Source organism: Lysinibacillus cavernae (assembly GCF_009724685.1).
Lineage (GTDB): Bacteria > Bacillota > Bacilli > Bacillales_A > Planococcaceae > Lysinibacillus > Lysinibacillus cavernae.
Map to the genome: position 1 here is coordinate 118,044 of NZ_WMEF01000006.1, position 23,080 is coordinate 141,123.

General features: G+C 36.9%; 22 protein-coding genes and 1 riboswitch. Of the genes, 10 read left to right on the forward strand and 12 right to left on the reverse strand.

What is annotated here, in order from left to right; translation table 11 throughout:
- The 3 genes from GJU32_RS13690 to GJU32_RS13700 form a co-directional block, all read right to left on the reverse strand.
- Positions 1-156 (reverse strand): hypothetical protein, encoded by a 156-nt coding sequence (locus tag GJU32_RS13690; RefSeq protein ID WP_155592519.1) that lies wholly within the window; start codon positions 154-156, stop codon positions 1-3.
- Positions 134-826 (reverse strand): response regulator transcription factor, encoded by a 693-nt coding sequence (locus tag GJU32_RS13695; RefSeq protein WP_155592520.1) that lies wholly within the window; start codon positions 824-826, stop codon positions 134-136. Before GJU32_RS13695 ends, GJU32_RS13690 begins: the two co-directional genes overlap by 23 nt.
- A gap of 76 nt (positions 827-902) precedes the next feature.
- Positions 903-1,766, reverse strand: a complete 864-nt coding sequence (locus tag GJU32_RS13700; protein WP_155592521.1) for a DMT family transporter — start codon at positions 1,764-1,766, stop codon at positions 903-905.
- Between the two features lie 156 nt (positions 1,767-1,922).
- On the opposite strand from GJU32_RS13700, the gene GJU32_RS13705 reads away from it, so the two are divergent.
- Positions 1,923-2,153, forward strand: coding sequence for a MerR family transcriptional regulator (locus GJU32_RS13705; protein WP_155592522.1), 231 nt, complete (start codon positions 1,923-1,925; stop codon positions 2,151-2,153).
- Positions 2,154-2,216: 63 nt separating this feature from the next.
- On the opposite strand, the gene GJU32_RS13710 is transcribed toward GJU32_RS13705, so the two are convergent.
- The 3 genes from GJU32_RS13710 to GJU32_RS13720 form a co-directional block, all read right to left on the reverse strand.
- Positions 2,217-3,203: a homoserine dehydrogenase gene (locus GJU32_RS13710; RefSeq protein WP_155592523.1), complete on the reverse strand. Its 987-nt coding sequence runs from the start codon at positions 3,201-3,203 to the stop codon at positions 2,217-2,219.
- 478 nt (positions 3,204-3,681) lie between these two features.
- Positions 3,682-4,068: a hypothetical protein gene (locus GJU32_RS13715; RefSeq protein ID WP_155592524.1), complete on the reverse strand. Its 387-nt coding sequence runs from the start codon at positions 4,066-4,068 to the stop codon at positions 3,682-3,684.
- A gap of 333 nt (positions 4,069-4,401) precedes the next feature.
- Positions 4,402-5,703, reverse strand: coding sequence for an O-acetylhomoserine aminocarboxypropyltransferase/cysteine synthase family protein (locus GJU32_RS13720; protein WP_155592525.1), 1,302 nt, complete (start codon positions 5,701-5,703; stop codon positions 4,402-4,404).
- Between the two features lie 115 nt (positions 5,704-5,818).
- Positions 5,819-5,931: riboswitch (SAM riboswitch) on the reverse strand.
- Positions 5,932-6,087: 156 nt separating this feature from the next.
- Between GJU32_RS13720 and GJU32_RS13725 the strand changes: the two genes are divergently transcribed.
- Together GJU32_RS13725 and GJU32_RS13730 are read left to right on the forward strand one after the other, a co-directional pair.
- Positions 6,088-6,720, forward strand: a complete 633-nt coding sequence (locus tag GJU32_RS13725) for a glycerol-3-phosphate acyltransferase (RefSeq protein ID WP_155592526.1) — start codon at positions 6,088-6,090, stop codon at positions 6,718-6,720.
- 196 nt (positions 6,721-6,916) lie between these two features.
- Positions 6,917-8,398: a DASS family sodium-coupled anion symporter gene (locus GJU32_RS13730; RefSeq protein WP_155592527.1), complete on the forward strand. Its 1,482-nt coding sequence runs from the start codon at positions 6,917-6,919 to the stop codon at positions 8,396-8,398.
- Between the two features lie 63 nt (positions 8,399-8,461).
- Here the strand turns inward: GJU32_RS13730 and GJU32_RS13735 are convergent, their stop codons facing one another.
- The gene (locus GJU32_RS13735) at positions 8,462-9,985 is read right to left on the reverse strand and encodes a succinate CoA transferase (RefSeq protein ID WP_155592528.1); all 1,524 of its coding nucleotides are present in this window, start codon (positions 9,983-9,985) and stop codon (positions 8,462-8,464) included.
- Between the two features lie 360 nt (positions 9,986-10,345).
- On the opposite strand from GJU32_RS13735, the gene chrR reads away from it, so the two are divergent.
- Positions 10,346-11,077 carry a class II chromate reductase ChrR gene (gene chrR / locus GJU32_RS13740; protein ID WP_155592529.1) on the forward strand — a complete coding sequence of 244 codons (732 nt, stop codon included), beginning with the start codon at positions 10,346-10,348 and terminating at the stop codon, positions 11,075-11,077.
- A gap of 203 nt (positions 11,078-11,280) precedes the next feature.
- Entirely contained in the window at positions 11,281-11,706 is a 426-nt protein-coding gene (locus GJU32_RS13745) for a hypothetical protein (protein WP_155592530.1), read from the forward strand.
- A gap of 45 nt (positions 11,707-11,751) precedes the next feature.
- Here GJU32_RS13745 and GJU32_RS13750 read toward each other — a convergent pair whose 3' ends face one another.
- Positions 11,752-13,431, reverse strand: coding sequence for a hypothetical protein (locus tag GJU32_RS13750; protein WP_155592531.1), 1,680 nt, complete (start codon positions 13,429-13,431; stop codon positions 11,752-11,754).
- Between the two features lie 132 nt (positions 13,432-13,563).
- On the opposite strand from GJU32_RS13750, the gene GJU32_RS13755 reads away from it, so the two are divergent.
- From GJU32_RS13755 to GJU32_RS13765, 3 genes are all read left to right on the forward strand, one after another.
- On the forward strand, positions 13,564-14,214 hold the full coding sequence (locus GJU32_RS13755; protein ID WP_155592532.1) for a lysoplasmalogenase: 651 nt from the start codon (positions 13,564-13,566) through the stop codon (positions 14,212-14,214).
- Positions 14,215-14,243: 29 nt separating this feature from the next.
- Complete coding sequence (gene pepT / locus GJU32_RS13760; protein ID WP_155592533.1) at positions 14,244-15,473, forward strand: peptidase T; 1,230 nt, start codon at positions 14,244-14,246, stop codon at positions 15,471-15,473.
- Between the two features lie 225 nt (positions 15,474-15,698).
- A complete protein-coding gene (locus GJU32_RS13765; RefSeq protein WP_155592534.1) occupies positions 15,699-16,661 on the forward strand; it encodes a DMT family transporter in 963 nt (320 codons plus the stop codon).
- Between the two features lie 312 nt (positions 16,662-16,973).
- On the opposite strand, the gene GJU32_RS13770 is transcribed toward GJU32_RS13765, so the two are convergent.
- On the reverse strand, positions 16,974-17,405 hold the full coding sequence (locus GJU32_RS13770; RefSeq protein WP_155592535.1) for a DUF4395 domain-containing protein: 432 nt from the start codon (positions 17,403-17,405) through the stop codon (positions 16,974-16,976).
- Positions 17,406-17,524: 119 nt separating this feature from the next.
- Between GJU32_RS13770 and GJU32_RS13775 the strand changes: the two genes are divergently transcribed.
- On the forward strand, positions 17,525-18,235 hold the full coding sequence (locus GJU32_RS13775; RefSeq protein WP_155592536.1) for a Fe-S oxidoreductase: 711 nt from the start codon (positions 17,525-17,527) through the stop codon (positions 18,233-18,235).
- Positions 18,236-18,295: 60 nt separating this feature from the next.
- Here GJU32_RS13775 and GJU32_RS13780 read toward each other — a convergent pair whose 3' ends face one another.
- Together GJU32_RS13780 and GJU32_RS13785 are read right to left on the reverse strand one after the other, a co-directional pair.
- On the reverse strand, positions 18,296-18,976 hold the full coding sequence (locus GJU32_RS13780) for a GNAT family N-acetyltransferase (RefSeq protein WP_155592537.1): 681 nt from the start codon (positions 18,974-18,976) through the stop codon (positions 18,296-18,298).
- 12 nt (positions 18,977-18,988) lie between these two features.
- On the reverse strand, positions 18,989-20,101 hold the full coding sequence (locus GJU32_RS13785) for a mandelate racemase/muconate lactonizing enzyme family protein (RefSeq protein WP_155592538.1): 1,113 nt from the start codon (positions 20,099-20,101) through the stop codon (positions 18,989-18,991).
- A gap of 80 nt (positions 20,102-20,181) precedes the next feature.
- Between GJU32_RS13785 and GJU32_RS13790 the strand changes: the two genes are divergently transcribed.
- The gene (locus GJU32_RS13790; protein WP_155592539.1) at positions 20,182-21,423 is read left to right on the forward strand and encodes a hypothetical protein; all 1,242 of its coding nucleotides are present in this window, start codon (positions 20,182-20,184) and stop codon (positions 21,421-21,423) included.
- A 56-nt stretch (positions 21,424-21,479) separates the two neighbouring features.
- Here the strand turns inward: GJU32_RS13790 and nhaC are convergent, their stop codons facing one another.
- The gene (gene nhaC / locus GJU32_RS13795) at positions 21,480-22,928 is read right to left on the reverse strand and encodes a Na+/H+ antiporter NhaC (RefSeq protein WP_155592540.1); all 1,449 of its coding nucleotides are present in this window, start codon (positions 22,926-22,928) and stop codon (positions 21,480-21,482) included.
- Between the last annotated feature and the right edge of the window lie 152 nt (positions 22,929-23,080).

Here is a 23,080-nt window from a genome sequence, read left to right on the forward strand (position 1 = left end):
CTAAAAAATTCTTTCAAGCAACTGTAAAACCTCTGAGGAGCGAGAATTGACAATTTGAAAGGCATAAATACCAAAATAAATGAGTCCAACAACACCAGCTATAAACCCTGCAATTGTCATATACTTCTCTAGTTTATTTTTCCATTTTATAGCCAACGCCCCATACCACCTTTAAATAGCGAGGATTCTTCGGATCAGCTTCAATTTTTTCACGTATTTTCCGAATGTGAACAGCTACAATATTTTCCGCATTGTACGCTTCTTCATTCCAAACACGTTCATAAATTTCACGAATCGAAAAAACACGCCCGACATTTTTCATTAATAATTCCGTAATTTTATATTCTATTGGAGTAAGTCGAACAGGTTCACCCTCTAATATGACCTCTTTTGCTTCTTCATCAAGTACAAGTCCGTCAATTTCCACTTTTGTCGCTCCTTCACTATACGTCCCTAGTTGCACATAACGTCGTAGCTGTGATTTCACTCGTGCCAATAGTTCTAATGGATGAAATGGCTTCGTCACATAATCATCCGCTCCAACTGATAATCCATGGATTTTATCGCCATCCTCCGCCTTTGCACTCAGCATAATAATTGGAATATTACGCTCTTCCCTTATTTTAAAGGTTGCTGTAATTCCGTCCATATTTGGCATCATGATATCTAAAATAATTAAATGTACTTCATTGTTCTCTAGTTTTTCTAGTGCTTCTTGGCCGTCTGCTGCTTTAATGACATGATAGCCTTCATTTTTTAAATAAATTTCAATACCATCACGAATATCTTGATCGTCATCTGTAACAAGAACTGTTAATTTCGTCATGATATACACCTCGCTCTCAAATATCAGTGTACCTTGCAAATCTTAAAAACCTGCTATTATAAAAATGAAGAATTTCTTAAGGTTTTCGTTTTTTTCTCCCACCTATGGTTAAAACAACAATGCCGCCTAATAACATTGCTACACCCAGCCAGGACAGGATACTTAATTGTTCTCCTACTAAAAATACGCCAAGAATCGCAGCCGTCAATGGCTCTGCTAATGAAAGTGTTACAGCTGTTGATGAACTAATTTTTTGTAGACCATTTAAAAACAGTAAATACGCTACGCTTGTACACATAATTCCCATGAACAGCATTGTCCATAAGTTGTGTATGTTCCCTAACCAGGCTACTCCATTTTCTAAAGAAAACGGCAGTAAAAATATAGTGCAAAGAGAAAATGTCATAGCGACTGCTGGTAATGCATCTTCCTGTGCCATTAATTTTTTACTTATATTTGTATAGAAGGCAAAGGACAAGCCTGCACAAAGCGCTAATCCGAACCCATCACTGTGAACTGTTTCATCTCCATTATTCATAAATAATAAAAGACATCCGATAATCGTCATCAGTGTAGCAAGTCCCCATACCACTGTCGGACGCGTTTTCCAAATAATCCATTCTAAAACACCGGAAAATACTGGCGCACTGCCAATTGTTGCAACAGTTCCAATGGCCACACCTGTTAGACGTATGGATGAAAAGAAAAGACCTTGGAAAAGAGCGATACTGATCGCGGCTAAAATCGTCCATTTCCATGACCAGTTTAGAAAGTTAATTTTCCGTAATGAGATGGTGATGGCTAATAATAGACCGCCACCAATTGCTGAACGAACAGTGGCCACCGCTAAAGGAGATATTCCCTGATCTAAAAATGTTTGGGCTGTTCCTGTCATGCCCCATAAGATGGCTGCTAGTAATACCAACAATGGATTTAACATATATCGAATCATCCTCGCTTCATGACTCCATCAATACTAATAATACATATTTATCCAAAATCAAACAATTACCATTTTTACTTTTTCTTTCATTTACCACAGTATGCTTTCTGTTCAATGGACGTTATAATAAATACAGTAAAAGGAGCGATTCGTATGTACAAAACAATTGAAGAGACAGCTATTGACCTTGGCATGCCCGAGGATCAAGTAATGCGTCTAATTTATGAAGGGCGCATCCGTTCTGTTTACGATGGAGAACAAATTCTCATAAATAGTGGTCAATTTAGCACTTATTTTAGACAATTAGAACGTATTAAAGAAGAAATTGAAATTTGGCGTTCTACCCCCATTCCAGAGGATATTGACGTGAAAGATGAAGATTAAAAAACCCACCATTCATACAATCAAGCATTGTAGAATGGTGGACAATTTTAAAAAATAATTTAATTAGATTGTAACAACAAAGCCTGCTCTTTTACCAATGATTTCTGCATAATCCTCTACCATAACACTCGCAGTTGGGTACATCCCAGCTCCAGGGCCAACTAATGTTAATGTACCAATATAGTTAGTCTCTAACGCCACTGCATTGAACACATCATCGACCGGATAGAGTGGATGTTCTTTATCAACTAGTTGCGGACCAACTTTAGCGATAATTTTACCGTCAACCAGTTTTTCTACTTCAGCTACATGGCGGTAACGCAAGCCATCTTCACACGCTTCACGCACTTGTTCAGCAGAGATGCTATCTATTCCAATGACTTCTACATCCGCCCAATCAGGTTGCTCTCCAAATGCCAAAGCACTTAAAATCATTAATTTTTTAAATGCATCCTGACCCGAAATATCATTATATGGATCTGCCTCTGCATAGCCTAAGCTCTGTGCCTCTTTTAAAGCTGTTTCGAATGACCAACCTTGTGCACGCATTTTTGTTAAAATATAATTACATGTGCCGTTTAGCACTCCTTGTATACGGCTTACATCATTGACAAGTAAAATATTCTTCATTGTTTTTATAACTGGTACGCCACCTGCAGTAGTTGCCTCATAGCCTACAAAAACTCCATTTGCTTTTGCAAGATCCTGTAACTCTAAACCTCGTTTTGCAAACATCACTTTGTTGGCTGTAATAACATGACATTTATGCTCAACCGCTCGCTTTAAATAACTGTATGCAGGCTCTTCGTTAACAATCGCTTCAAACACAACCTGCATACCTGGCTCTGCTAATACATCATCCATACTTGTTGTCATTAAATGTGCTGTTCCTGGTACACGCTCACGGCTAGTATCTGTCACTAATATCTTTGCTACTTCTAATTCAATACCTAATTTATTTTTTAGTTCTTCTCGCTTTTCATTTAAAATATGATAGATCCCCTGGCCTACCGTTCCAAATCCTAAAATCGCTGCCTTTATAGTTGCCATTCTTGTTATTCCCTCCAACTTACATTCCGCAGTTTCATCAAAGCTAATTTCTCCATGGGGTTGTGTCATGACAATTTGACACCAACCGCAGGTTTTAGCCAACAACTCTTCCTTGTATGAGTTTCGCCATTTCAGTATGTGTTGGAACACATACAAATTCAAATAATTCAAAATTTAACTTAAAGAAAATTGTAACGCAAATACATACTTTTCACAAGAAAAATCTTTCTAGGAAGGACATTTGTTTTCTCTAGACGTGCAAAAGAAATCGGTTTCATTCCCTTTATTATACGTTTTTTTAGTTTATCTATAAGATTTGAACAAATATTGACTATTTACATTTAAATAAATGAATGTCTTTCTTCTATTATATATGTATGCTCAGACACCCTTAATCTTGTTTACTATTTGTATGAACCTCTAAAGAAAAAACTCATTCCCTGTAGCAGCAGAGAATGAGCTCAAATATATGAGGGGTTTAACTTGCTTTGGAAAGCAATTGATAACGATATTGTGTTAATACTTGTTGAACAAGACTAATTTCTTCTACTGTAAAATTAGGTATCGCATACGTACGTTCCACTAATTGAAATGTACCGTATTTTAAGTAAAGCTCTGTCGCAGGAAGTGCAATATGACTCACACCGTAATGTTCATATGCCTCAAAAACTTCCTTTACAGTACAGCACTCCTCTTCAGCAACAACATGCTCTTGAAATGCTGTATGACCAAAGACTTGCTGCCATTTTCTTTCGACTGATGTAAGTAGGTGTTGAATGGATTGATTGTTTACAAAGACATGACCTTCATTCAGCTCATAAATTAGATAGGATGCAATGTTTTGTGCACTATAGATGTTACCCATTTTAAACACTCCTTTATCATCAGTTTTTTGGGGAAGAGCAGTCACTGGCTATGTAACTACTCTTCCTCTATATATTCAAAAGTGGGGGAGCACTTATGAAAACATTTACCCTTATAACAAGAATTTTCGTATTCTTAACTTATTTCCTAGTATATAGCACGGAATTGATTAAGTCAATAATACATATAAAATTACTTGGTATTATTTTTTAAAAAGGTTCTGATAATTAACGGATGCAGTAATTGGTTGATGTAGCAACGTTTGACGCATTACCAAATGAGGCAATTCGAATGAGAAAATACGTAAACGCTACAACATTCTCCCTTACACTCTTTAAGCTTCTACTGTTTGTTCAGTCGCTGTTGCCTGCGTAATGGCTTGTTCTAAATCAGCAATAATATCCTCTACTGCCTCTAAACCGATAGATAAGCGAATGAGCGACTCGGTTACGCCAGCTTGAATTAGTTCATCTGCTGATAATTGCTGATGTGTAGTGGATGCAGGGTGAATAATTAACGACTTGGCATCTCCTACATTTGCTACATGAGAGAATAGCTTTACATGATCAATCAGTTTTCGTCCAGCTTCACGTCCACCTTTAATGCCAAATGTAAGCACAGAACCGAAGCCATTTTTTAAATATTTTTTTGCCAAATCATGTGTCGCAAAATCTTCAAGGCCATTATAGTTTACATACTCCACAGATGGGTGGTTACGTAAATATTCAGCAACTGCTAAAGCATTTTCATTATGTTTAGGGATACGCAAATGAAGCGTTTCTAAACCTTGCAATAAATTAAAGGCTGCATCTGCACTTAATGTTGGACCAAAATCACGTAATAACTGTACGCGGAGCTTCGTAGCAAAAGCAGCCGAAGCTGTATCAATTCCGTAACGTAAACCATGGTAAGAAGCATCTGGCTCCGTAAAACCTGGGAATCGTCCACCAGTCCAATCAAACTTACCAGCGTCTACAACAACACCACCTAAAGTTGTACCATGACCACCTATCCATTTAGTTGCTGAGTGAACAACAACATCTGCACCGTATTCAATTGGTGTAGATCCATAAGGAGAAGCAAATGTACTATCAATAATTAATGGTATGCTATTGTCATGTGCAATTTTAGCTACCGCTTCAATATCTAAAACCTTTAAACTTGGATTACCATAAACTTCAGCAAAGACAGCTTTTGTTTTATCTGTAATCGCCGCTTTGAAATTTTCTGGGTTTGTTTCATCTACAAAAATTGTTTTAATACCGTAGTTTGGTAATGTGTTAGCAAATAAATTATAAGTACCACCATATAAAGAACTAGCTGCTACTATTTCATCGCCAGCTCCAGCTAGGTTTAAAATGGAAAATGCGATAGCCGCTGCACCAGATGAAAGTGCTACTGCTGCTGTTCCACCTTCCAATAAAGCCACACGTTTTTCAAAAACATCAACAGTCGGATTAGTAATACGTGTGTAAATGTTCCCCGCTTCCTCTAAGGCAAAAAGACGTTGCGCATGAGCAGTGTCCTTAAATACGAAAGCCGTTGAGCGATAGACAGGAACTGTTCGAGAGCCCGTCACTGGGTCAGGCTCTTGACCACCATGTAACAGCAATGTTTCAGGTTTAAAATTTGTCATTGTGTACCTCCAATGGTTATTTTTTTACGATGGTACCGGAGATGAGGAGGATTTTTCTGTAGAAAACAAAAACCCCCTTCAGTTAAGAAGAGGGTTGCGGTTGCAAGTTTTCCTCCCCTTATCTGCCAGATCCAATAAGAATCTGTAGGAATTAGCACCTTAGTAAGTTCGTCACTTACTGGTTGCCGGGCATCATAGGGCCTATCCCTCCGCCGCTCTTGATAAGAGTATGTGATTCAATTTCCATCGTTGTTACACAGTATAAACATAGAGATTTTTTCTGTCAATATGTAAATTTTATTTTTTCCGAAACTTCTGTCTGCTCTTATACGTAATATGAACGCATACACTATTTTTAGAAAAAATTTTGAGAGGAGTATTTTTATGGTAAAAGCCGTGATCATTTTTCTTATTATCGGATATTTAATTGGCTGTATTCACGGCTCTAAAGTAGCACAATTTTTATCGGGGGTGGATTTAAAAAAAGCTGGCCATGGCAATGCTGGTGCCTCCAATGCTACGCTTTCCCTCGGCTGGAAATATGGCGTTTTAGTAGCCCTAATTGATATTGGCAAAGGCGTTGCCGCAATTATTGGTGCACACTTGTATTTAGCAGATATTACACATTTAACAGAAGAGCAAATATGGTTTCTAACGTACATTATTGCTGCTGGGGTCATTTTGGGTCATAATTTCCCATTTTATATGGGCTTCAATGGTGGGAAAGGAACTGCATCCATTATCGGTATTTTACTTGCTGTTGATTGGAAGATTGGTTTATTTGCACTTATTTTGTTTGTCATTTTATCCTTTGCAACAAACTATTTAATTGTCGGTGTACTAGAGTTTTATCTCGTTTTTTGTACAGCAACTTATTTATGGATTCCTGGATTCGGACCAACCATTATTGCTCTCCTTCTTTTTGGCATAGCGATGATCCTGCACATTGAAAATTTTAAACGATTGGTCAATGGCACAGAGCCCAAAGTAACGTCTGCATTTAAGAAAAATAAATAATATTTTATGGATATTTTTGTATTTTGTGTGACCATGTATTTTCTCTTTATACACTCATATCGCTGTAAAAAACACCAATTTTACACACATAGTCTTTCTACAATACAATAGACAAATTCTTATCTTAATAAAACATTTTACTGACCGATGTTATGGATAATAATCGTCATATTTATCGTAGAAAGGATGAGAAAATATGTCTACACCTGAACAAGAAGCTACGAAACGTAATTTAAAGCCACTATGGATTTGCTTGGCTTTCGCTTTATTAATCATCATTACCTTTTTACCTAATAACGGTGACTTACCTATAGCTGGACAACGAGCTTTAGCCATCTTAGCATTCGCAGTCATCCTTTGGGTAACAGAGGCAGTTTCATATCCTGTCAGCTCAGCTATGATCATTGCACTCGTAACGGTTTTACTAGGACTCGCTCCAACAATTGACGATCCTACCAATGAATTAGGTACAGCAGGTGCTTTAAAACTATCATTAAGTGGATTTAGTAATTCCGCTGTCGCATTAGTAGCAGCAGCTCTCTTTCTAGCAGCAGCAATGCAGATTACCAACTTACATAAACGACTTGCTCTCTGGATCCTTTCACTTGTAGGAACAAAAACGAAAGCTATTGTATTCGGTGCCATTTTAGTTTCTATAGCCCTCGCATTTTTTGTTCCTTCTGCTACAGCACGTGCTGGCGCAGTAGTGCCAATACTACTTGGAATGGTCGCAGCATTTGGTTTACCGCGTGATAGCCGACTCGCTGCATTACTTGTCATTACTTCGGTACAAGCCGTCTCCATTTGGAATATCGGTATAAAGACTGCAGCTGCTCAAAATATGGTTGCTTTAAACTTTATTCAAGAACAATTTAATGTGAGCATTTCTTGGGGTGCTTGGCTGCTCTATGCTGCCCCCTTCTCAATCATTATGTCTGTAGCTTTATTTTTCATTATGATTGCTCTCATTAAGCCTGAGACTAATAATATCGAAGGTGGTAAAGAGGTAATCAAAAAACAACTTGCAGAGCTTGGCCCATTAAAAGCACCCGAAATTCGTTTAATCATTACATCGTTAGTTTTACTATTTTTCTGGGCAACTGAAGGTAAACTGCATCCATTTGACACAACAACTGTCACAATTATCGCTATAGCTATTCTATTAATGCCCAAAATCGGTGTTTATACGTGGAAAGAAGTTGAACCTCATATTCCATGGGGGACAATTATCGTTTTTGCAGTAGGTATTATGCTAGGAACAATTTTACTAAATACGCAAGGTGCATCATGGTTATCAGATAAAGTATTTGGTTCACTTGGTCTAGATTCAATGCCGATACTGGCAACTATTGCACTTGTAACACTATTTAATATTCTTATTCATTTAGGCTTTGCAAGTGCAACAAGCTTAGCCTCTGCTCTAATACCTGTATTTATTGTCTTAGCTTCAACATTAACAACTAATGTTGATCAGGTTGGATTCGTCATCGTGCAACAATTCGTCATTAGCTTTGGTTTCTTACTACCAATCAGTGCACCACAAAATATGCTTGCCTATGGTACAGGAGCGTTTACAACAAAAGATTTCTTGAAATCCGGTATTCCATTAACGATTATCGGCTTCCTCCTCATTCTTCTGTTCTCCGCAACTTATTGGAAATGGATTGGATTACTTTAAGTTAAACACCAAAAGCCTTGAAGGAACAAATAAACTGTCCTTCAAGGCTTTTATTATGGAACTCTATTGTTTCGAGAACGTAGGGTCCTTCATGGTACCACTTTTAGCGTAATTCACATGCCATGAAAGCGCTTTTTCTAGGTCGTGTGGTGTATGATGACCTCCTGTTGCCTCATTGGCATCATTAAAGTACTGCCACAATTGCTCGCGATAATCAGGGTGTGCACAGTTATCAATGATAAGTGCTACCCGTTCTTTCGGTGCAAGTCCACGTAAATCCGCAACACCCTGTTCAGTTACGATGACATCAACATCATGCTCCGTATGATCCACGTGAGAAGCCATTGGAACAATACTTGAAATGTTGCCACCCTTTGCATAGGATTTTGTTACAAAAATCCCTAAGCGTGCATTACGAGCAAAGTCACCAGACCCCCCTATGCCATTCATCATCTTTGTACCAGAAACATGAGTTGAATTAACATTTCCGTAAATATCTAATTCCAGTGCTGTATTCACTGAAATTAATCCGAGTCGGCGAATAATTTCTGGCTGATTCGAAATTTCCTGTGGTCGCAATACTAATTTATCTGCATATTTTTCAAAATTTCCATATACACGGTTTCCTACTTGCTCAGAAAGGGTAATAGAAGTAGCAGAAGCGAAATTCACTTTCCCTGCATCAATTAATTCAAATACTGCATCTTGTAGTACTTCCGAATAAACTTCTAAATTCTCAAACTCAGAATCTTTAAAGCCTAACAATACAGCATTTGCTACTGAGCCTACACCTGATTGAATAGGACGCAAACTTGTTGTTAATCGACCTACTTTTATCTCTTCTCGTAGGAAATTTAATAAGTGATTAGCCATAACATCTGTCTCCTCATCAGAAGGAACAATAGTTGATGGCGCATCTAATATGTCCGAAATGACGATACCTTTTACTTTATCTAAATCTAATGGAATACCAATTATACCAAGGCGATCTGATACATTCTGTAAAGGAATTGGGTCACGTTTCCCTTGTGGCGCAGGTACGAAAATATCATGTACACCTTCTAATGCATCAAGTTGTGCTACGTTTAATTCAATGATGACTTGGTCTGCTTCTTGCACAAAAATCGGAGAGTTACCAACTGAAGTTGTAGGAATTAATAAGCCGTCTTCTGTAATAGCAGCCGCTTCAATAATCGCAAAATCAATAGGCCCCATAATACCTTGACGAACAAGCTCAGCATTATGAGATAGATGAGCATCAACGAATGTGATGCCACCGCTATTTATTTTATTGCGGATACCAGCATCTGCTTGGAAAGGTCCACGCTTGCGAATAACACCTGCTTCTGCCAGATATTGATCCACCTCAGGACCAAGAGATGCACCTGTATATATATCTACTTGGAAATTCTCTTTTTTAGCTTTCTCTACAAGTGCAAGAGGTACGACTTTTACATCGCCAGCACGTGTAAATCCGCTCATCCCTAATACCATACCATCCTTAATCCAAGATGCTGCTTCGTCTGCTGTTACTACCTTGCTCCGCAATTGTTCGTGGCGAAGCTTTTTCACTAACTTTTCTTCCATTCCTTATTCCTCCATCCCACTTTATTTTTGTTCAACTAGCATATTTGGTTCCAATAAATCCGTGACATCCGTTAGAGACTTTATCTTTATTCAAAGGTAATTTAAACAACCAATGTCGCACAAACATTTATTGAATAAAGATAATCTAATTTTTGGTAGCACAACCAAATAAACAGTCGCTCAAATAATTTTATACTATTTAGAATATTTAATCTATATTAAATGAAATATTTTACTTTACGAGATAATTTCTACATTTGCTAACTATTTAAATATAACTATACATCCTTTTTTCATTCGATTTTGACGACAAAGCGTGCTATGCTCATGATATACAAGCACAAAGGAGAGAGTAATTAAATGGTTAAAGAATTATTACGCAGTCATTCCTCAGTACGCATTTATGATGGCCAACCGATTTCAAAAGAAACCATCGAAGAATTAATTGCGACAGCACAAATGGCTGCAACATCACATTTTGTACAAGCCTATAGTGTGATATGGGTAACAGATGCAGACAAAAAAGAAAAATTAGGTTTACTCTCTGGTAATCCACGCCAATACGAAACTTCTGGCGGTGCATTTGTCTTTTGCGTTGATTTCAAACGACTTCAAATGGCTGGGAAATTAGAAGGGGTAGACATTGTGGCTGATTCAGCTGAAAATGTCCTTGTTGGTGTAGCTGATGTATCATTGTTTGCACAGAACTTTGTTATAGCAGCAGAATCAATGGGGTATGGAATTTGCTATATTGGAGGAGTACGTAATAATACTTCTGAAATAAGTGAATTGTTCAATCTCCCTGATTACGTTTTCCCATTGTTCGGTCTAACAATCGGTGTACCAGCTCGTCGCAATGAAGTAAAACCACGCTTACCTGTGTCTGCTGTATTACATGAAAATGAATACAATGTTGAAAAATATGAAGAACTATTACCAGCCTATAATGAGACAATGGAAATGTATTATAATAGTCGATCATCGAACAGAAAAATTGATAACTGGACAAAACAGATGGCTGATTTTTTAATCGAACAACGACGCCCACATATAAAAGAGTTTTTAGCAACAAAAGGTTTTAATTGGAAATGATTTTCGAAAATAGGGTTACTATCGTATGATAATAACCCTATTTTTTTCATAATTTCATTATCAATTTATATTAAGGCTAGTGATTTTGTCTCGATATATATAGAAGATACAGTAACAAATTAAACGAAAAGACACTTCCCTTTTCCAGCTATTCCATTCATATTTATAAATGATCACCATTGAAGAAAGGAGTTATAAAAACAATGTCCTATATCAATAAACATCTTGCTCGTACCTTAGAACAACAGCATAAGAGAAGTGTAAGAGGTTTATTTTTAAAAATAGAAGAATTAAATAATGCTTGTACTTTGCTAAGAAAACGACTAGAACCACACATCGAATTATCGTCGTATAAAAATTACATTGATTATGTCAATCAGTTTGTTTCCCATACGTCTATTCTCAATTTAAAATTCGTTACGAATACACAGAATTTAGAAGTAGCTGTCTTACATACACTTTTATTAACCACTATTCTAGAAAATGAAAACTATCAGTCTTTTGAATACGAAAATAGATTGCTACAAGGGTATTTACAGGAGATCTTTTCATTAAATGATCATGCAAAGTCACTCTTTGTAAATCATCAAGAAAAAATGCTACATTATATTCACGAACAAACGCCATAATAAAAGACGATCTTGCTATGACTAAGATCGCCTTTTATTTGTGTTCTATTGTAACCCTTTAATAATGAGAGAACGAACTGGTAAAAACTGCTCCCCTGTATCACCGTAAGTAAGAATTACCTCATCACCCTCTTGTAAATAAATGACTAAAGGTTCTGTTTCGGCACTTACTAAATAATTTTCACCATTATTTAATAAGAAAGATACAGTCGTAAAATCTCCTAGACGTTCTTTGTATACACGTAATACCTTCCCACTAACTTGCTTCTCTTCTGCATTTGAACTGCCGTCGACTGTATTTCCTCCACGACTCAAGGCAGTTTTATATAATTTTAGTGCCTCTTTTGGCGTAGTAGCATAAACGGAAATTTCAGGATTGGCTGCAGATACGATGAAATAGTTTTGTAAAAAGCCGTTGGAATCCAGCACTGCTGTCAGCCAGCTAGCTTCACCATAAAAGTTATACAACACTGGCATTTCACCAGCCCATTTTTTCTCAATAAATTTCTTCTCGATAATTTGTAAATTACCTTGTGAATCCATATAACTTGAATCTAGATTTCCTGTATAGTATTTTGCATCCCCTGTTCTTGCATTTGTTAAGGAATAGCCTAACATTGAATCTACACCTTCTTTAGGGCTTGTAAAATCTGTGAAGTAATACATATCACCCTTCTCATCGAAAATTGGGCTAACATTCGATTCTGTTCCTTCATCGGAAGGGATTTTTACATCTTTTTTACCAAACATACTGTTCCAAAAACCATGAACATATTTACCAAAATAACTGTTTTGTAAACTTACTGTCTCTGGTGATACAGCACCATCAATAAATTCAGGTATTTGGTCAAGTTTAATCACTTCCGATTTGCCTGTTAGTGCATCAACTAAGACAATCCCTTTCACATCAAAGCCATTACGTGCAGAGACGAATTCTCCGTAAGAGCGAATGTAATAAGGCTTTCCTTCATCATCTACTTCAAGCTGAACATCCCCATAAAAAATAAGGAATGGATGTTGTAAGCGAATATGACGTTCTAAATTAGCATTTAAATATGCGGAAGGAACATACTTCATTTCCTCTTTAACGAATTTAGGATTATCCGCCGAATCTGTAGCACTCATCATAAAGTAACCAGGCGTTGTATCGCCATTCATCCATTTAAAGAATCCAGAAAACTCAACTGGTGCAATGTAAACATATTCACCCTTCACCTTTTGAATTTGTAAACGTCCTAACTCATAGTAACTAGTGTTTGGCACTTGTCCGAAAGCCTTTTTCATTTTATTGCGAGCAAATTTCGGCGGAACACTTGCAGGTGTTTGTGTCTCATCGAATGGTTTTATCTCAACTTCTTCCTTCATTTCTGAGGAATTAAATTTTTCATTCGCATTCCATAAAGGTGCTGATAATACATAAACAGCTACACCTAAACTTGCTAAAAATAAAGCGCCTTTTATTTTCCGTTCAGTACCACTTGCAAGCATGGCGCCAACTAACGTTAATACAATAATAGCTGGCCAAAAAACAAGCCAGTTTACATCAATTTTTGTCACATATAAAGTGATACCTGTTGCTAAAAATCCTAGCACAAAGATACCGATAAAAAAGTATCCAATCACCTTTCTCGATTTTCCATCTTCTCGCTTCTTCGTAATAAGCGGTGTAACTAACACACTTGCGATCAATGCGATGACTGCAGAAGCTATCAGTAGCTTAGTCATTTGGTTCATCCTCTCTTCAGCTTTCTGTCTACTTATTTACGGTTACATACTAAAAAAGTTTCAAACATACGTTGTACAGAAAGGAATTTTACCATAAATAAAGAATTTCAAAAGGAAAGGAGCTGAAAAAATTTGTTTAAAAAATTATTAATAGGTTTCATTATATTGTTTGGTCTGTATTATATTTTTCTCTTTTCCCATATTGCCGAAAGTTTAAAACTAATCTTTAAAGTTATTCCCATGCTGCTGATCATAATTTTAGCTGCGATTCAAAAACCATTACATATTAAAAAATATCAACTACTGATTATCATCGGGCTTATATTTTGTATGATTGGTGACTATACATTGCAGTGGTTTTTAATTGGTCTGACTAGCTTTCTTATTGGCCATATCTTTTATATTTTCGCTTTCTCTACTGCAAACGAGCGACAAGTACCAACTTGGGCGAAGATACTCTTACTACTTTATGGTGTGTGCATGGCAATATGGATTGCCGGGTCTGTCTTTAAAACAGGTGAAACAATACTTGGTATAGCAGTGATTGCCTATATTTCGGTCATTTTAATGATGGGTTGGACAGCCATTAAAACAGGCTCTAAATTCGCAACAATTGGTGCGCTGTTATTTATTGCTTCCGATTCCTATTTAGCTATTAATAAATTTGTCATGCCACTAGCTTTTTCACATGAGGTAATAATGCTGACTTATTATAGCGCCCAATTACTTATTGCTTTAAGTGTCCTTCAATATTCCGAAATCCGAAGTAAAGTGTTACAATAATTACACATACACATTAGGAGGCCATACTTATGAAAGAACAAGTAATTGAGCGATTAATACGCTATGCAAAAATTGATACACAATCAGACTTCACAAGCGAAACTACTCCTTCTACACAAAAGCAATTTGATCTGTTACATGTTTTGAAAGATGAACTTGCTGAAATTGGTTTAACAGATATTACATTAGATGAAAATGGCTATTTATTTGCAACATTAGAAGCTAATACAGATAAAGAAGTACCAACTATTGGCTTTTTAGCACATGTTGATACCACTACAGACTTTACTGGCACAAATGTAAACCCTCAGCGCGTTGATCATTACGATGGTGGAGACATTCAATTAAATGAAAATTTAGTAATGTCCCCGACCGATTTCCCTGAGCTTAAAAATTACGTTGGTCAGACACTTATTACAACTGATGGTACTACACTGTTAGGTGCCGATGATAAAGCAGGTATTGCTGAAATTATCACGGCAATGGAGTACCTCATCAAAAACCCTACCATTAAACATGGTAAAATACGCGTAGCCTTTACACCTGATGAGGAAATTGGTCGTGGTCCTCATAAATTTGATGTTCCTGCATTTGGAGCAGACTATGCCTATACTATGGATGGCGGACCACTTGGTGAACTACAATACGAAAGCTTCAATGCTGCTGGCGTAAAGATTGTCACAAAAGGTACAAGTGTACATCCTGGTTCTGCAAAAAATAAAATGGTGAATGCCATCACAATGGCCATTGCCTTCCAAAATGAAATGCCTGCTGATGCAGTTCCTGAAAAGACTGAAGGTTATGAAGGTTTTATTCATTTAATGAGTTTTAAAGGAGCTCTTGAACATACTGAGCTATCTTATATCGTACGTGACCATGATCGCCAAAAATTCGAAGAGAAAAAACAATTAATGCGTGATGCTGCAGCCAAAATCCAAGCACAATTTGGAGAAAATGCCTTAAGTATTACAATTGAAGATCAATATTATAATATGGGCGAAAAAATTGAGCCTGTAAAAGAAATTGTTGACATCGCACGCGCTGCAATGGAAAAATTAGATATTATCCCAAATACCCTGCCAATTCGCGGTGGTACAGATGGCTCGCAATTATCATACATGGGCTTACCAACACCAAACATTTTCGCTGGTGGCGAAAACATGCATGGTAAATTTGAATATGTATCTGCCGAAACAATGGAAAAGGCAACACAAGTTATCATTGAAATCGTTCAGCTTTTTGAACAACAACCAAAATAAATTTTTAATGTGTTGTCTCGTTACCTACTGAAAAGTGATTCAGTCTACGTATGTCTTAAATTTTCTCGTATTTATTCGAAAAAATCTGGACTCAATGAAACTTAATTGATAATGTTATAGTTACGGAGAGAGGTCATTACCTTTCTTCGTAATTTTTTCGGTATTAATTACTGAATATTCAAATTACATAAGAGTTTAATATGAACTCAAATTGAGGTGATCTTCATGAAAGAAATTGCATTGGGTATAGTAGCTTCCCTGTTCTTTGCTGTGACATTTATTTTAAATCATGCAATGGAAATGCAAGGTGGTAGCTGGCTCTGGAGTGCATCGCTGCGATATTTCTTTATGCTTCCTTTTTTGCTTGTCATTGTCTTTTATCGAAAAGGCATGTCACAATTATCTGGAGAAATGAAAACACAGCCTATCGCCTGGCTACTGTGGAGCTTTGTTGGATTTGTCTTATTCTACGCACCATTAACATTCGCCGCAGCTTTTGGTCCAGGTTGGCTAGTTTCTGGAACGTGGCAATTTACAATCGTTGCTGGTGTATTATTAGCTCCCCTCTTTGTTTCAGTTATTGCTGGAAAAACAGTACGTCAAAAAATACCTTTCATTTCTCTTCTTATTTCATGTGTCATATTAGTAGGTATTCTACTTATTCAAATACCTCATGCACAATCGGTTTCGTTTAGGAGTTTAATGCTTGGCATTTTGCCTGTCATCGTCGCTGCATTTGCCTACCCTCTCGGTAATCGTAAAATGATGGAAGTTTGTGGTGGACGAATCGATACCTTTCAGCGTGTACTAGGCATGACGATTGCTTCGTTGCCCGCTTGGATCATCATGGCTATTTATGCCGTTCTGACTGTTGGACTTCCTTCAGCAAGTCAGCTGTTCCAATCATTACTTGTCGGAATAAGTTCAGGTGTCATTGCAACCGTATTATTTTTCATAGCAACAGATCGTGTAAGAGAACATCAAGGCAAACTGGCTGCTGTGGAAGCAACTCAGTCAACAGAAATTCTATTTGTTATTATTGGCGAAGTATTATTATTAGGGATTGCCTTCCCTAGCCCAATTGCACTTGCGGGTCTTGGTGTCATCATTGTTGGTATGCTTCTACATAGTTACTATACAATGATCATTGGCAAGAAAAATGCTGTTCAGCAAAATACATCTTCCTAACAGTCCTTGTTCTGGGCTGTTTTTTTCTAAATTCAGTGAGCGAGCTTCTGACACAACACGCTAAGCATAATGGATTTACATAAAAAAAGACGACTCCATTCTAAAATTAGAATGAGCCGTCTGAGATTTTCACGTTCCCAAAAAATGAGGGGGGTTTTAGGAGCGTAATCATGAACTAGCAAACTTCTGGAGAAAAGTAGCTAAAGTTCATCCTCTCTACACTGTATTGTAGCCGAGGAATAATCTTTATACGATAATGATAATCATTATCAATTAAATTGTCAATAATAATCTAATAAATTTTTTATTTTTTTAAAAAGATTTTTTTAACGTGCGTCGATATTGCCATTGCTTCAACTGAAAATGTAGAAAACAACCAATACATAAACCTGCTATTGCGATTGACGACGCTATTGCAACCATGCCAGTAAAGATATAGCCTACAACCTGCCAGTTTACTATATAAGCTAACAAACCAGCTGCTAAACAAAAGCTAGCAATACTGGAATTAAACTTTTGTTGCTGTGCATCCTCTGGAATATAGGCAGATGGGGGGTTTTTTAAAAACAGCTTCCCAAAACGAATGATTGGATTGTAATTGCATAAGATCCCAAGTAAATTCGCAGCTAGTGGAATGATTAGAATCCATATGACTCCTGTTAGCCACGATAAGATAACACTTAAAAGAATGGTCCATTGATTGAGTCGAACTAGTGGTCTTGGAATTGCATAAGGCTGTGACACTCTAAAACCTACCTTTCGCATATGTTTAATAAATTTTACTATATGACATTCCATTTGTGAAGCAAAAATGATTACTTTATAATGAAATTAACAGAAGTTCAAAGGAAAAGAGGATGACCATGCCAGCTTTAACGATGGATCAAGTTCAACAATTAAACGCCTATAGCATTTATACAACTGAGCCTAAGCGGACTTTATTTACTTTAGCTGATATACATAAAGACTTTTACCATCCTGATTTTTTAAACCTCATGATGGGGATTACAGATGCAGCTACAGAAACAGCAGCTATTTCTCATTTTGCTCGCCGCTATGGCATGTTTTTTGCTATGCAATTTTATATGCTGGCTACTTATGATGAGGTATGGGATGGTAAACCACTTGAGTTGCGTTTCGATGCCGCAAAGGAATTCAACAGCTTTACTGTGGCCATGTTCGTTAATCCAAATGACTGGCGCTATGTCGATGAAAATGAGCGCCAGGCTGTCATCGAGAAAATACTTTATGATGGTCACGTAATTGTCCAACAGCTTCGAAAAGTAACTTCTATCTCCCCCCTTACGATTTGGGAAAATTTCTTTGGCTATTTACTATGGCATTATCATATAATGCTATCTAATCCCGGTTTAGCCGATCAAGCCATGGAAGATATTGAGGTCTTAGAAAATCCTAAAACATGGGCACGCTTCTCCAATAAATCTTGGTGGGCACAATATACAGGCGGTCAAAGTCCAACTAACCTAGTAAACGTACCTGTGCGCAAATCATGTTGTTTTTCGAAAGATATACCAGGATTAATGGCTTGTGGATTTTGTCCAATGAAGAAATAGTGTGACATAAAAAAGCCTTACCTCCCCATAAATCCATGCGGAAGGTAAAGCTTTTTTGCTTTATTTTTTGTATACAATAAACCAATCATTATTTTCTTCATACATAGTCGTACCGAGATAGCCTTGCTTTAAAAGTTGCTGTTGTGTAGTTGTGTCTCCCATCGATATTACATGTTTCTCAGTAAATACTGGGAGCTCTCGTCGTAAGTCTTTATAGAAAATATAACGCAACTTATCTTCATACTTAATTTTTAAACCTTTAATAACAAGATCTTGTGAGAATTTATCTTTTAAGCTTGGAATATTATATGGCTTTACTGTTGAGCAAACATAATCGTATTTTTCTAAATCGATAGTATTCATCACTACTGTAGCTAATGTCTTCTGTAAGCCGTAACCACGATATTTTGGGGAAACATTCGATATTTCTTGATATAGAACACGATTAAACTCATTTTCCGCAATTCCACAATCATAGCCAAGATGTTCCTCATCAATAGGCGGATTCAACAGTGCTCGAAAGGCAATCAACTCGTCCTCTACATAGGCCCCTATCATCATTCCATTGCCATTTAGAATATAGTCAAATTCCTCTGTGCTTAACGGTTGCAATATACTTTGGTCTTCTAATGCTCCATAAACTTCAACCTGTAACTCCTCAATTTGTTGTAAATGCTGAGGCGTTAATTCTGTAATAAAAAATGATGTATCACCAAGCATACCTTCATAAATTTTTTTCATATTACGCCTCCCTTAGGCAGTTACAACTGTTGAGAACTTACATAATTCCTGAATTACATCTTCATCCACATCTATGCCTAGGCCGGGTTGTTCATTTAAGCAGATAAATGGCACATCATAATGTAGGTTCCCCACATCTTTAGAGAATTTTAGTGGACCTGTTAATTCTACACTTGTCATAATCTTCTTAGAGAACGCTACGTGGAAACCTGCAGCAGAACCAACTGATGATTCAACCATTGAACCAATTTGACATTCAATCCCTGCCATCTCTGCCATTACTGCAAGCTTCATAGCAGGATAGATGCCACCACACTTCATTAGTTTAATATTTACTTTATCCGCCGCACGCTTGGCAATAATTTCACGCATTTCACGTACGCCACGAAGTCCTTCATCAATCATTAATGTTACATCAGATTTGGATTTAATTTCGACCATGCCATCGATATCTTCACTATCCACTGGCTGCTCTAACCAATCGATATTTAATTCCTTCATTGCACGTAAACCTTGTAATGTAGTAGATGCATTCCCCCATCCTTGATTTACATCTACACGGATAGCAATATCTTCACCTACTCGCTCACGTACAGCTTTAATACGTGCAACATCAAGCGTTACCTCTGTACCTACCTTCATCTTAAATGAACGATAGCCCATTTCTACTCGATTAGCAGCCTCTTCTGCCATTGCTGCAGGCGTTCCAATACTTAGTACATGTGTGATTGGGAACTTTTCATGATAACGTCCACCTAAAAGTTGGTATACTGGAACTCCTAATGCTTTTCCAACGATATCGAAGCAAGCGATATCAATAGCTGCTTTTGCTGCAGGTACATCTTTCACAACTTTATTCATTTTATCGTGTAGCTTTTCAAACGCCATTGGATTTTCTCCAATAACGGCAGGTGCAAGTTGATGTTGTAGCACTGCATACGTGCTTTCCCATGTTTCACCGGTTACATGTTCATCAGGCACTGCTTCACCATAGCCTACAATACCTGTATCAGTTGTTACTTTTAATATAATAGACGGCATTGTATCATATGTAGCATAGCTAATGATAAATGGATCAATTAGCGGTAAATGTATGGCAAAAATTTCTACTTGTTGGATTTTCATAATAATCAGTCTCCTTTGTTGTTATGCATGTCGTTAATACGTCGTTAAATATTTAAAAAAATAGAAAAGGAACGATGCCCATGTCTACCAAAATAGCGATTATTTGTTCTAAAGCATTTATGAAACGTATTATTAGTATCGCACAAAACATAGATAATATTCAATTAGAATTTTATCTATACAGCCATCCCTCTGAAGCACCTACATTAATGAAGCAAATTAAACCTTGTGATGCACTATTATTCGGAGGAACATTACCCTACTTGCATGCCCAATCCTTACTTTCAGACATACCAATACCTTGGAATTATATTAAGCAAGATGAAACAGCCATTTCTACAACACTCTTATCCCTTGTAGCCAAACAGGCTGTATCCATCAACAGAATTTCCATTGATGTAATGAATCCAGCATTTGTGGATAATGTTTTAGCAGAAATAGAATATGTTGGCCAGAAGCCGTATGTTCAGCATATATCGATTACAGAACCAACTGAGAACATATTACAAAGCCATATCGCCTTATGGAATGCTAAAAGCATTGATTTTGTCATTACAAGTATTCATAGTGTTTTCGATGATTTACAAGCTCTTCAAATACCAGCAATGCGGATGTTAGATACCTCGAATTCTATTATTCAATGTCTTGAAGAAACAAAATCTAAATCACTATTAACGAAATCTGAATCATTTAAGGCTGTAGTAGGTCTTTTAGAAATTCCCGAAGATTCTTCAATCGAATCAACTATTTTAAGCCAAATTGTAAAAGCTACCTTCTCAACGTACAAGCAAATTTCAACACATTCTTTTGAGCTATACACGACTGCAGGACATTTACAACATGCTCTTGAAAAAGAAAACTTAGAAAAGCTAATACAGCAAATTGAACAACCTTTTAAATTATCATTTGGCTATGGGCACTCCATAATGGAAGCCACACAAAATGCTCAACACGCCTTATCATTTACTAAACCTTTTGAGATTTATATACTCGATGAGCATAAAAATCTATTAGGACCTTTTCCCAATTCAGAAGGTAAACTTTCTTTAAAAACAGATGATCCTTACGTTTTACAAATGGCTAAGCTCACAAGTTTAAGTCCATTAAACATTTCTAAAATAATTAATTTCAGTAATGAACGTCAAATAGCCCAATTCACATCACAAAATCTATCCGAATACCTACAAGTAACTCGACGTACAACCGAACGTATTATTAAAAAATTGGTCGATAATGGGTACGCAAAAGTTGTAGGCGAAGAAATGACTCATCAACAAGGTCGCCCTCGTACAATATATGAATTGAATTTTGCAACCTATTAAACAACTGTAAAAAGGAATTCTCGTAAATGGACAAGCATCTACGAGAATTCATATCATTAATCAACCATTACCATATTATCAGTGTTTTCCATTTCTTGTTCTTTTTTACGTTTCTCTGCTTCCGCCATTTCTTCTGGGGTTAATTTAACAATAGCAAAACCAATATATCCATAGATAATGGAAATAATAGGTACCATGAAATTAAGAATGGCATATGGTGCATACTCCATAGCGCCTACACCCAATGTCGCTAAAATAAACACACCACAAGTATTCCATGGGAAGAAAACAGATGTTAATGTTCCCCCGTCTTCTAAAGCACGAGATAGATTTTTAGAATGTAGGCCTCGTTGCTGATAAACACCTGCAAACATCCGTGAAGGGACTACAATTGAAATGTATTGCTCTGAACATGTCGCATTCGTTGTGACACACGCTGCAATTGTTGAAGCAATAAGACTCCCCGTAGATTTAGCAAACTTCACGATTACATTCATAAGAGCTTTCAACATCCCTGAATACTCTAAAATACCACCAAAAGTCATCGCCACAATGGTCATTGAAACCGTATTCATCATTGAATCTAAACCACCACGGTTAAATAGCTCGTCCACCATTTGATTACCTGTAGAGATTTCAAACCCTGCCTGTAATGCTTGCACAGCACTTGCTGCTGAACCACCTTGTACAAAAATTTGTAATAAGAAACCTGATACAATCCCAATTATTAAAGCTGGAATCGCTGGCACCTTTTTAGCTACTAATACAATAACCCCTACTGGAACTAGCAATAGTAAAGGCGAAATAACAAAGCTTTCATCCATCACTTTTAACGTTGTTAAGATTTCTTCTGATTTCATAGAAACATCCGCAAATTTTCTACCCAAAATTCCAAAAACAACAAGTGAAATAATTAATGCTGGAATTGTTGTATAAAGCATATGCTTAATATGCTCAAATAAGTTAGTACCTGTTAATCCCGCCGCAAGATTCGTCGTATCTGATAACGGTGACATTTTATCACCAAAGTATGAACCTGAAATAACCGCACCTGCAATCATTGCTGCCGGTATTCCCATACTTAAACCAATACCCATACCTGCGACACCAATTGTTGCCATTGTCGACCAAGAACTACCGATGGCTAATGACACGATTGAACACAACAGCATGATTGTAACTAAGAACCACGCTGGGGAAATCAATTTTAAGCCATAGAAAATCATCGTTGCTACAACTCCGCCGCCAATCCATGCCCCAATTGTCAACCCTACTAAAATAATAATGACGATGGCAGGTAACGCAAGGCGTATCCCCTTATACATCATTTCTTCAATTTCTGTCCATTTGTATCCATGCATTTTGGCAACAATTGCTGCTACAGTTGTGCCGACAAGAAGAGGTACGTGAGGACTTTGCTCTAAAACAACTACTGTAATCAACATTGTAATAATCATTATCGCAAAAGTTAGTAGTGCCCAACCTGCATTAATATCCTTTTTCATTCTTCCATCCCCTTTTTTTGCACCAAATTCCATTCCGGTTTTTTAAAGACGCAAATAATTTTTTACGTTTTTTAGCTTAATATTCAAAAAATTAAAAGTCAACGCAAAAAATTTATGCTTCTCTAGCAAATCCCTTTATTTTAGCGTAATAA

What these genes read in the sequence shown, in the direction of transcription:
- GJU32_RS13695 (WP_155592520.1), bottom strand. Translation starts at nt 826, where the DNA reads ATGACGAAATTAACAGTTCTTGTTACAGATGACGATCAAGATATTCGT.
- GJU32_RS13700 (WP_155592521.1), bottom strand. Translation starts at nt 1,766, where the DNA reads ATGTTAAATCCATTGTTGGTATTACTAGCAGCCATCTTATGGGGCATG.
- GJU32_RS13705 (WP_155592522.1), top strand. Translation starts at nt 1,923, where the DNA reads ATGTACAAAACAATTGAAGAGACAGCTATTGACCTTGGCATGCCCGAG.
- GJU32_RS13710 (WP_155592523.1), bottom strand. Translation starts at nt 3,203, where the DNA reads ATGGCAACTATAAAGGCAGCGATTTTAGGATTTGGAACGGTAGGCCAG.
- GJU32_RS13715 (WP_155592524.1), bottom strand. Translation starts at nt 4,068, where the DNA reads ATGGGTAACATCTATAGTGCACAAAACATTGCATCCTATCTAATTTAT.
- GJU32_RS13720 (WP_155592525.1), bottom strand. Translation starts at nt 5,703, where the DNA reads ATGACAAATTTTAAACCTGAAACATTGCTGTTACATGGTGGTCAAGAG.
- GJU32_RS13725 (WP_155592526.1), top strand. Translation starts at nt 6,088, where the DNA reads ATGGTAAAAGCCGTGATCATTTTTCTTATTATCGGATATTTAATTGGC.
- GJU32_RS13730 (WP_155592527.1), top strand. Translation starts at nt 6,917, where the DNA reads ATGTCTACACCTGAACAAGAAGCTACGAAACGTAATTTAAAGCCACTA.
- GJU32_RS13735 (WP_155592528.1), bottom strand. Translation starts at nt 9,985, where the DNA reads ATGGAAGAAAAGTTAGTGAAAAAGCTTCGCCACGAACAATTGCGGAGC.
- chrR (WP_155592529.1), top strand. Translation starts at nt 10,346, where the DNA reads ATGGTTAAAGAATTATTACGCAGTCATTCCTCAGTACGCATTTATGAT.
- GJU32_RS13745 (WP_155592530.1), top strand. Translation starts at nt 11,281, where the DNA reads ATGTCCTATATCAATAAACATCTTGCTCGTACCTTAGAACAACAGCAT.
- GJU32_RS13750 (WP_155592531.1), bottom strand. Translation starts at nt 13,431, where the DNA reads ATGACTAAGCTACTGATAGCTTCTGCAGTCATCGCATTGATCGCAAGT.
- pepT (WP_155592533.1), top strand. Translation starts at nt 14,244, where the DNA reads ATGAAAGAACAAGTAATTGAGCGATTAATACGCTATGCAAAAATTGAT.
- GJU32_RS13765 (WP_155592534.1), top strand. Translation starts at nt 15,699, where the DNA reads ATGAAAGAAATTGCATTGGGTATAGTAGCTTCCCTGTTCTTTGCTGTG.
- GJU32_RS13775 (WP_155592536.1), top strand. Translation starts at nt 17,525, where the DNA reads ATGCCAGCTTTAACGATGGATCAAGTTCAACAATTAAACGCCTATAGC.
- GJU32_RS13780 (WP_155592537.1), bottom strand. Translation starts at nt 18,976, where the DNA reads ATGAAAAAAATTTATGAAGGTATGCTTGGTGATACATCATTTTTTATT.
- GJU32_RS13785 (WP_155592538.1), bottom strand. Translation starts at nt 20,101, where the DNA reads ATGAAAATCCAACAAGTAGAAATTTTTGCCATACATTTACCGCTAATT.
- GJU32_RS13790 (WP_155592539.1), top strand. Translation starts at nt 20,182, where the DNA reads ATGTCTACCAAAATAGCGATTATTTGTTCTAAAGCATTTATGAAACGT.
- nhaC (WP_155592540.1), bottom strand. Translation starts at nt 22,928, where the DNA reads ATGAAAAAGGATATTAATGCAGGTTGGGCACTACTAACTTTTGCGATA.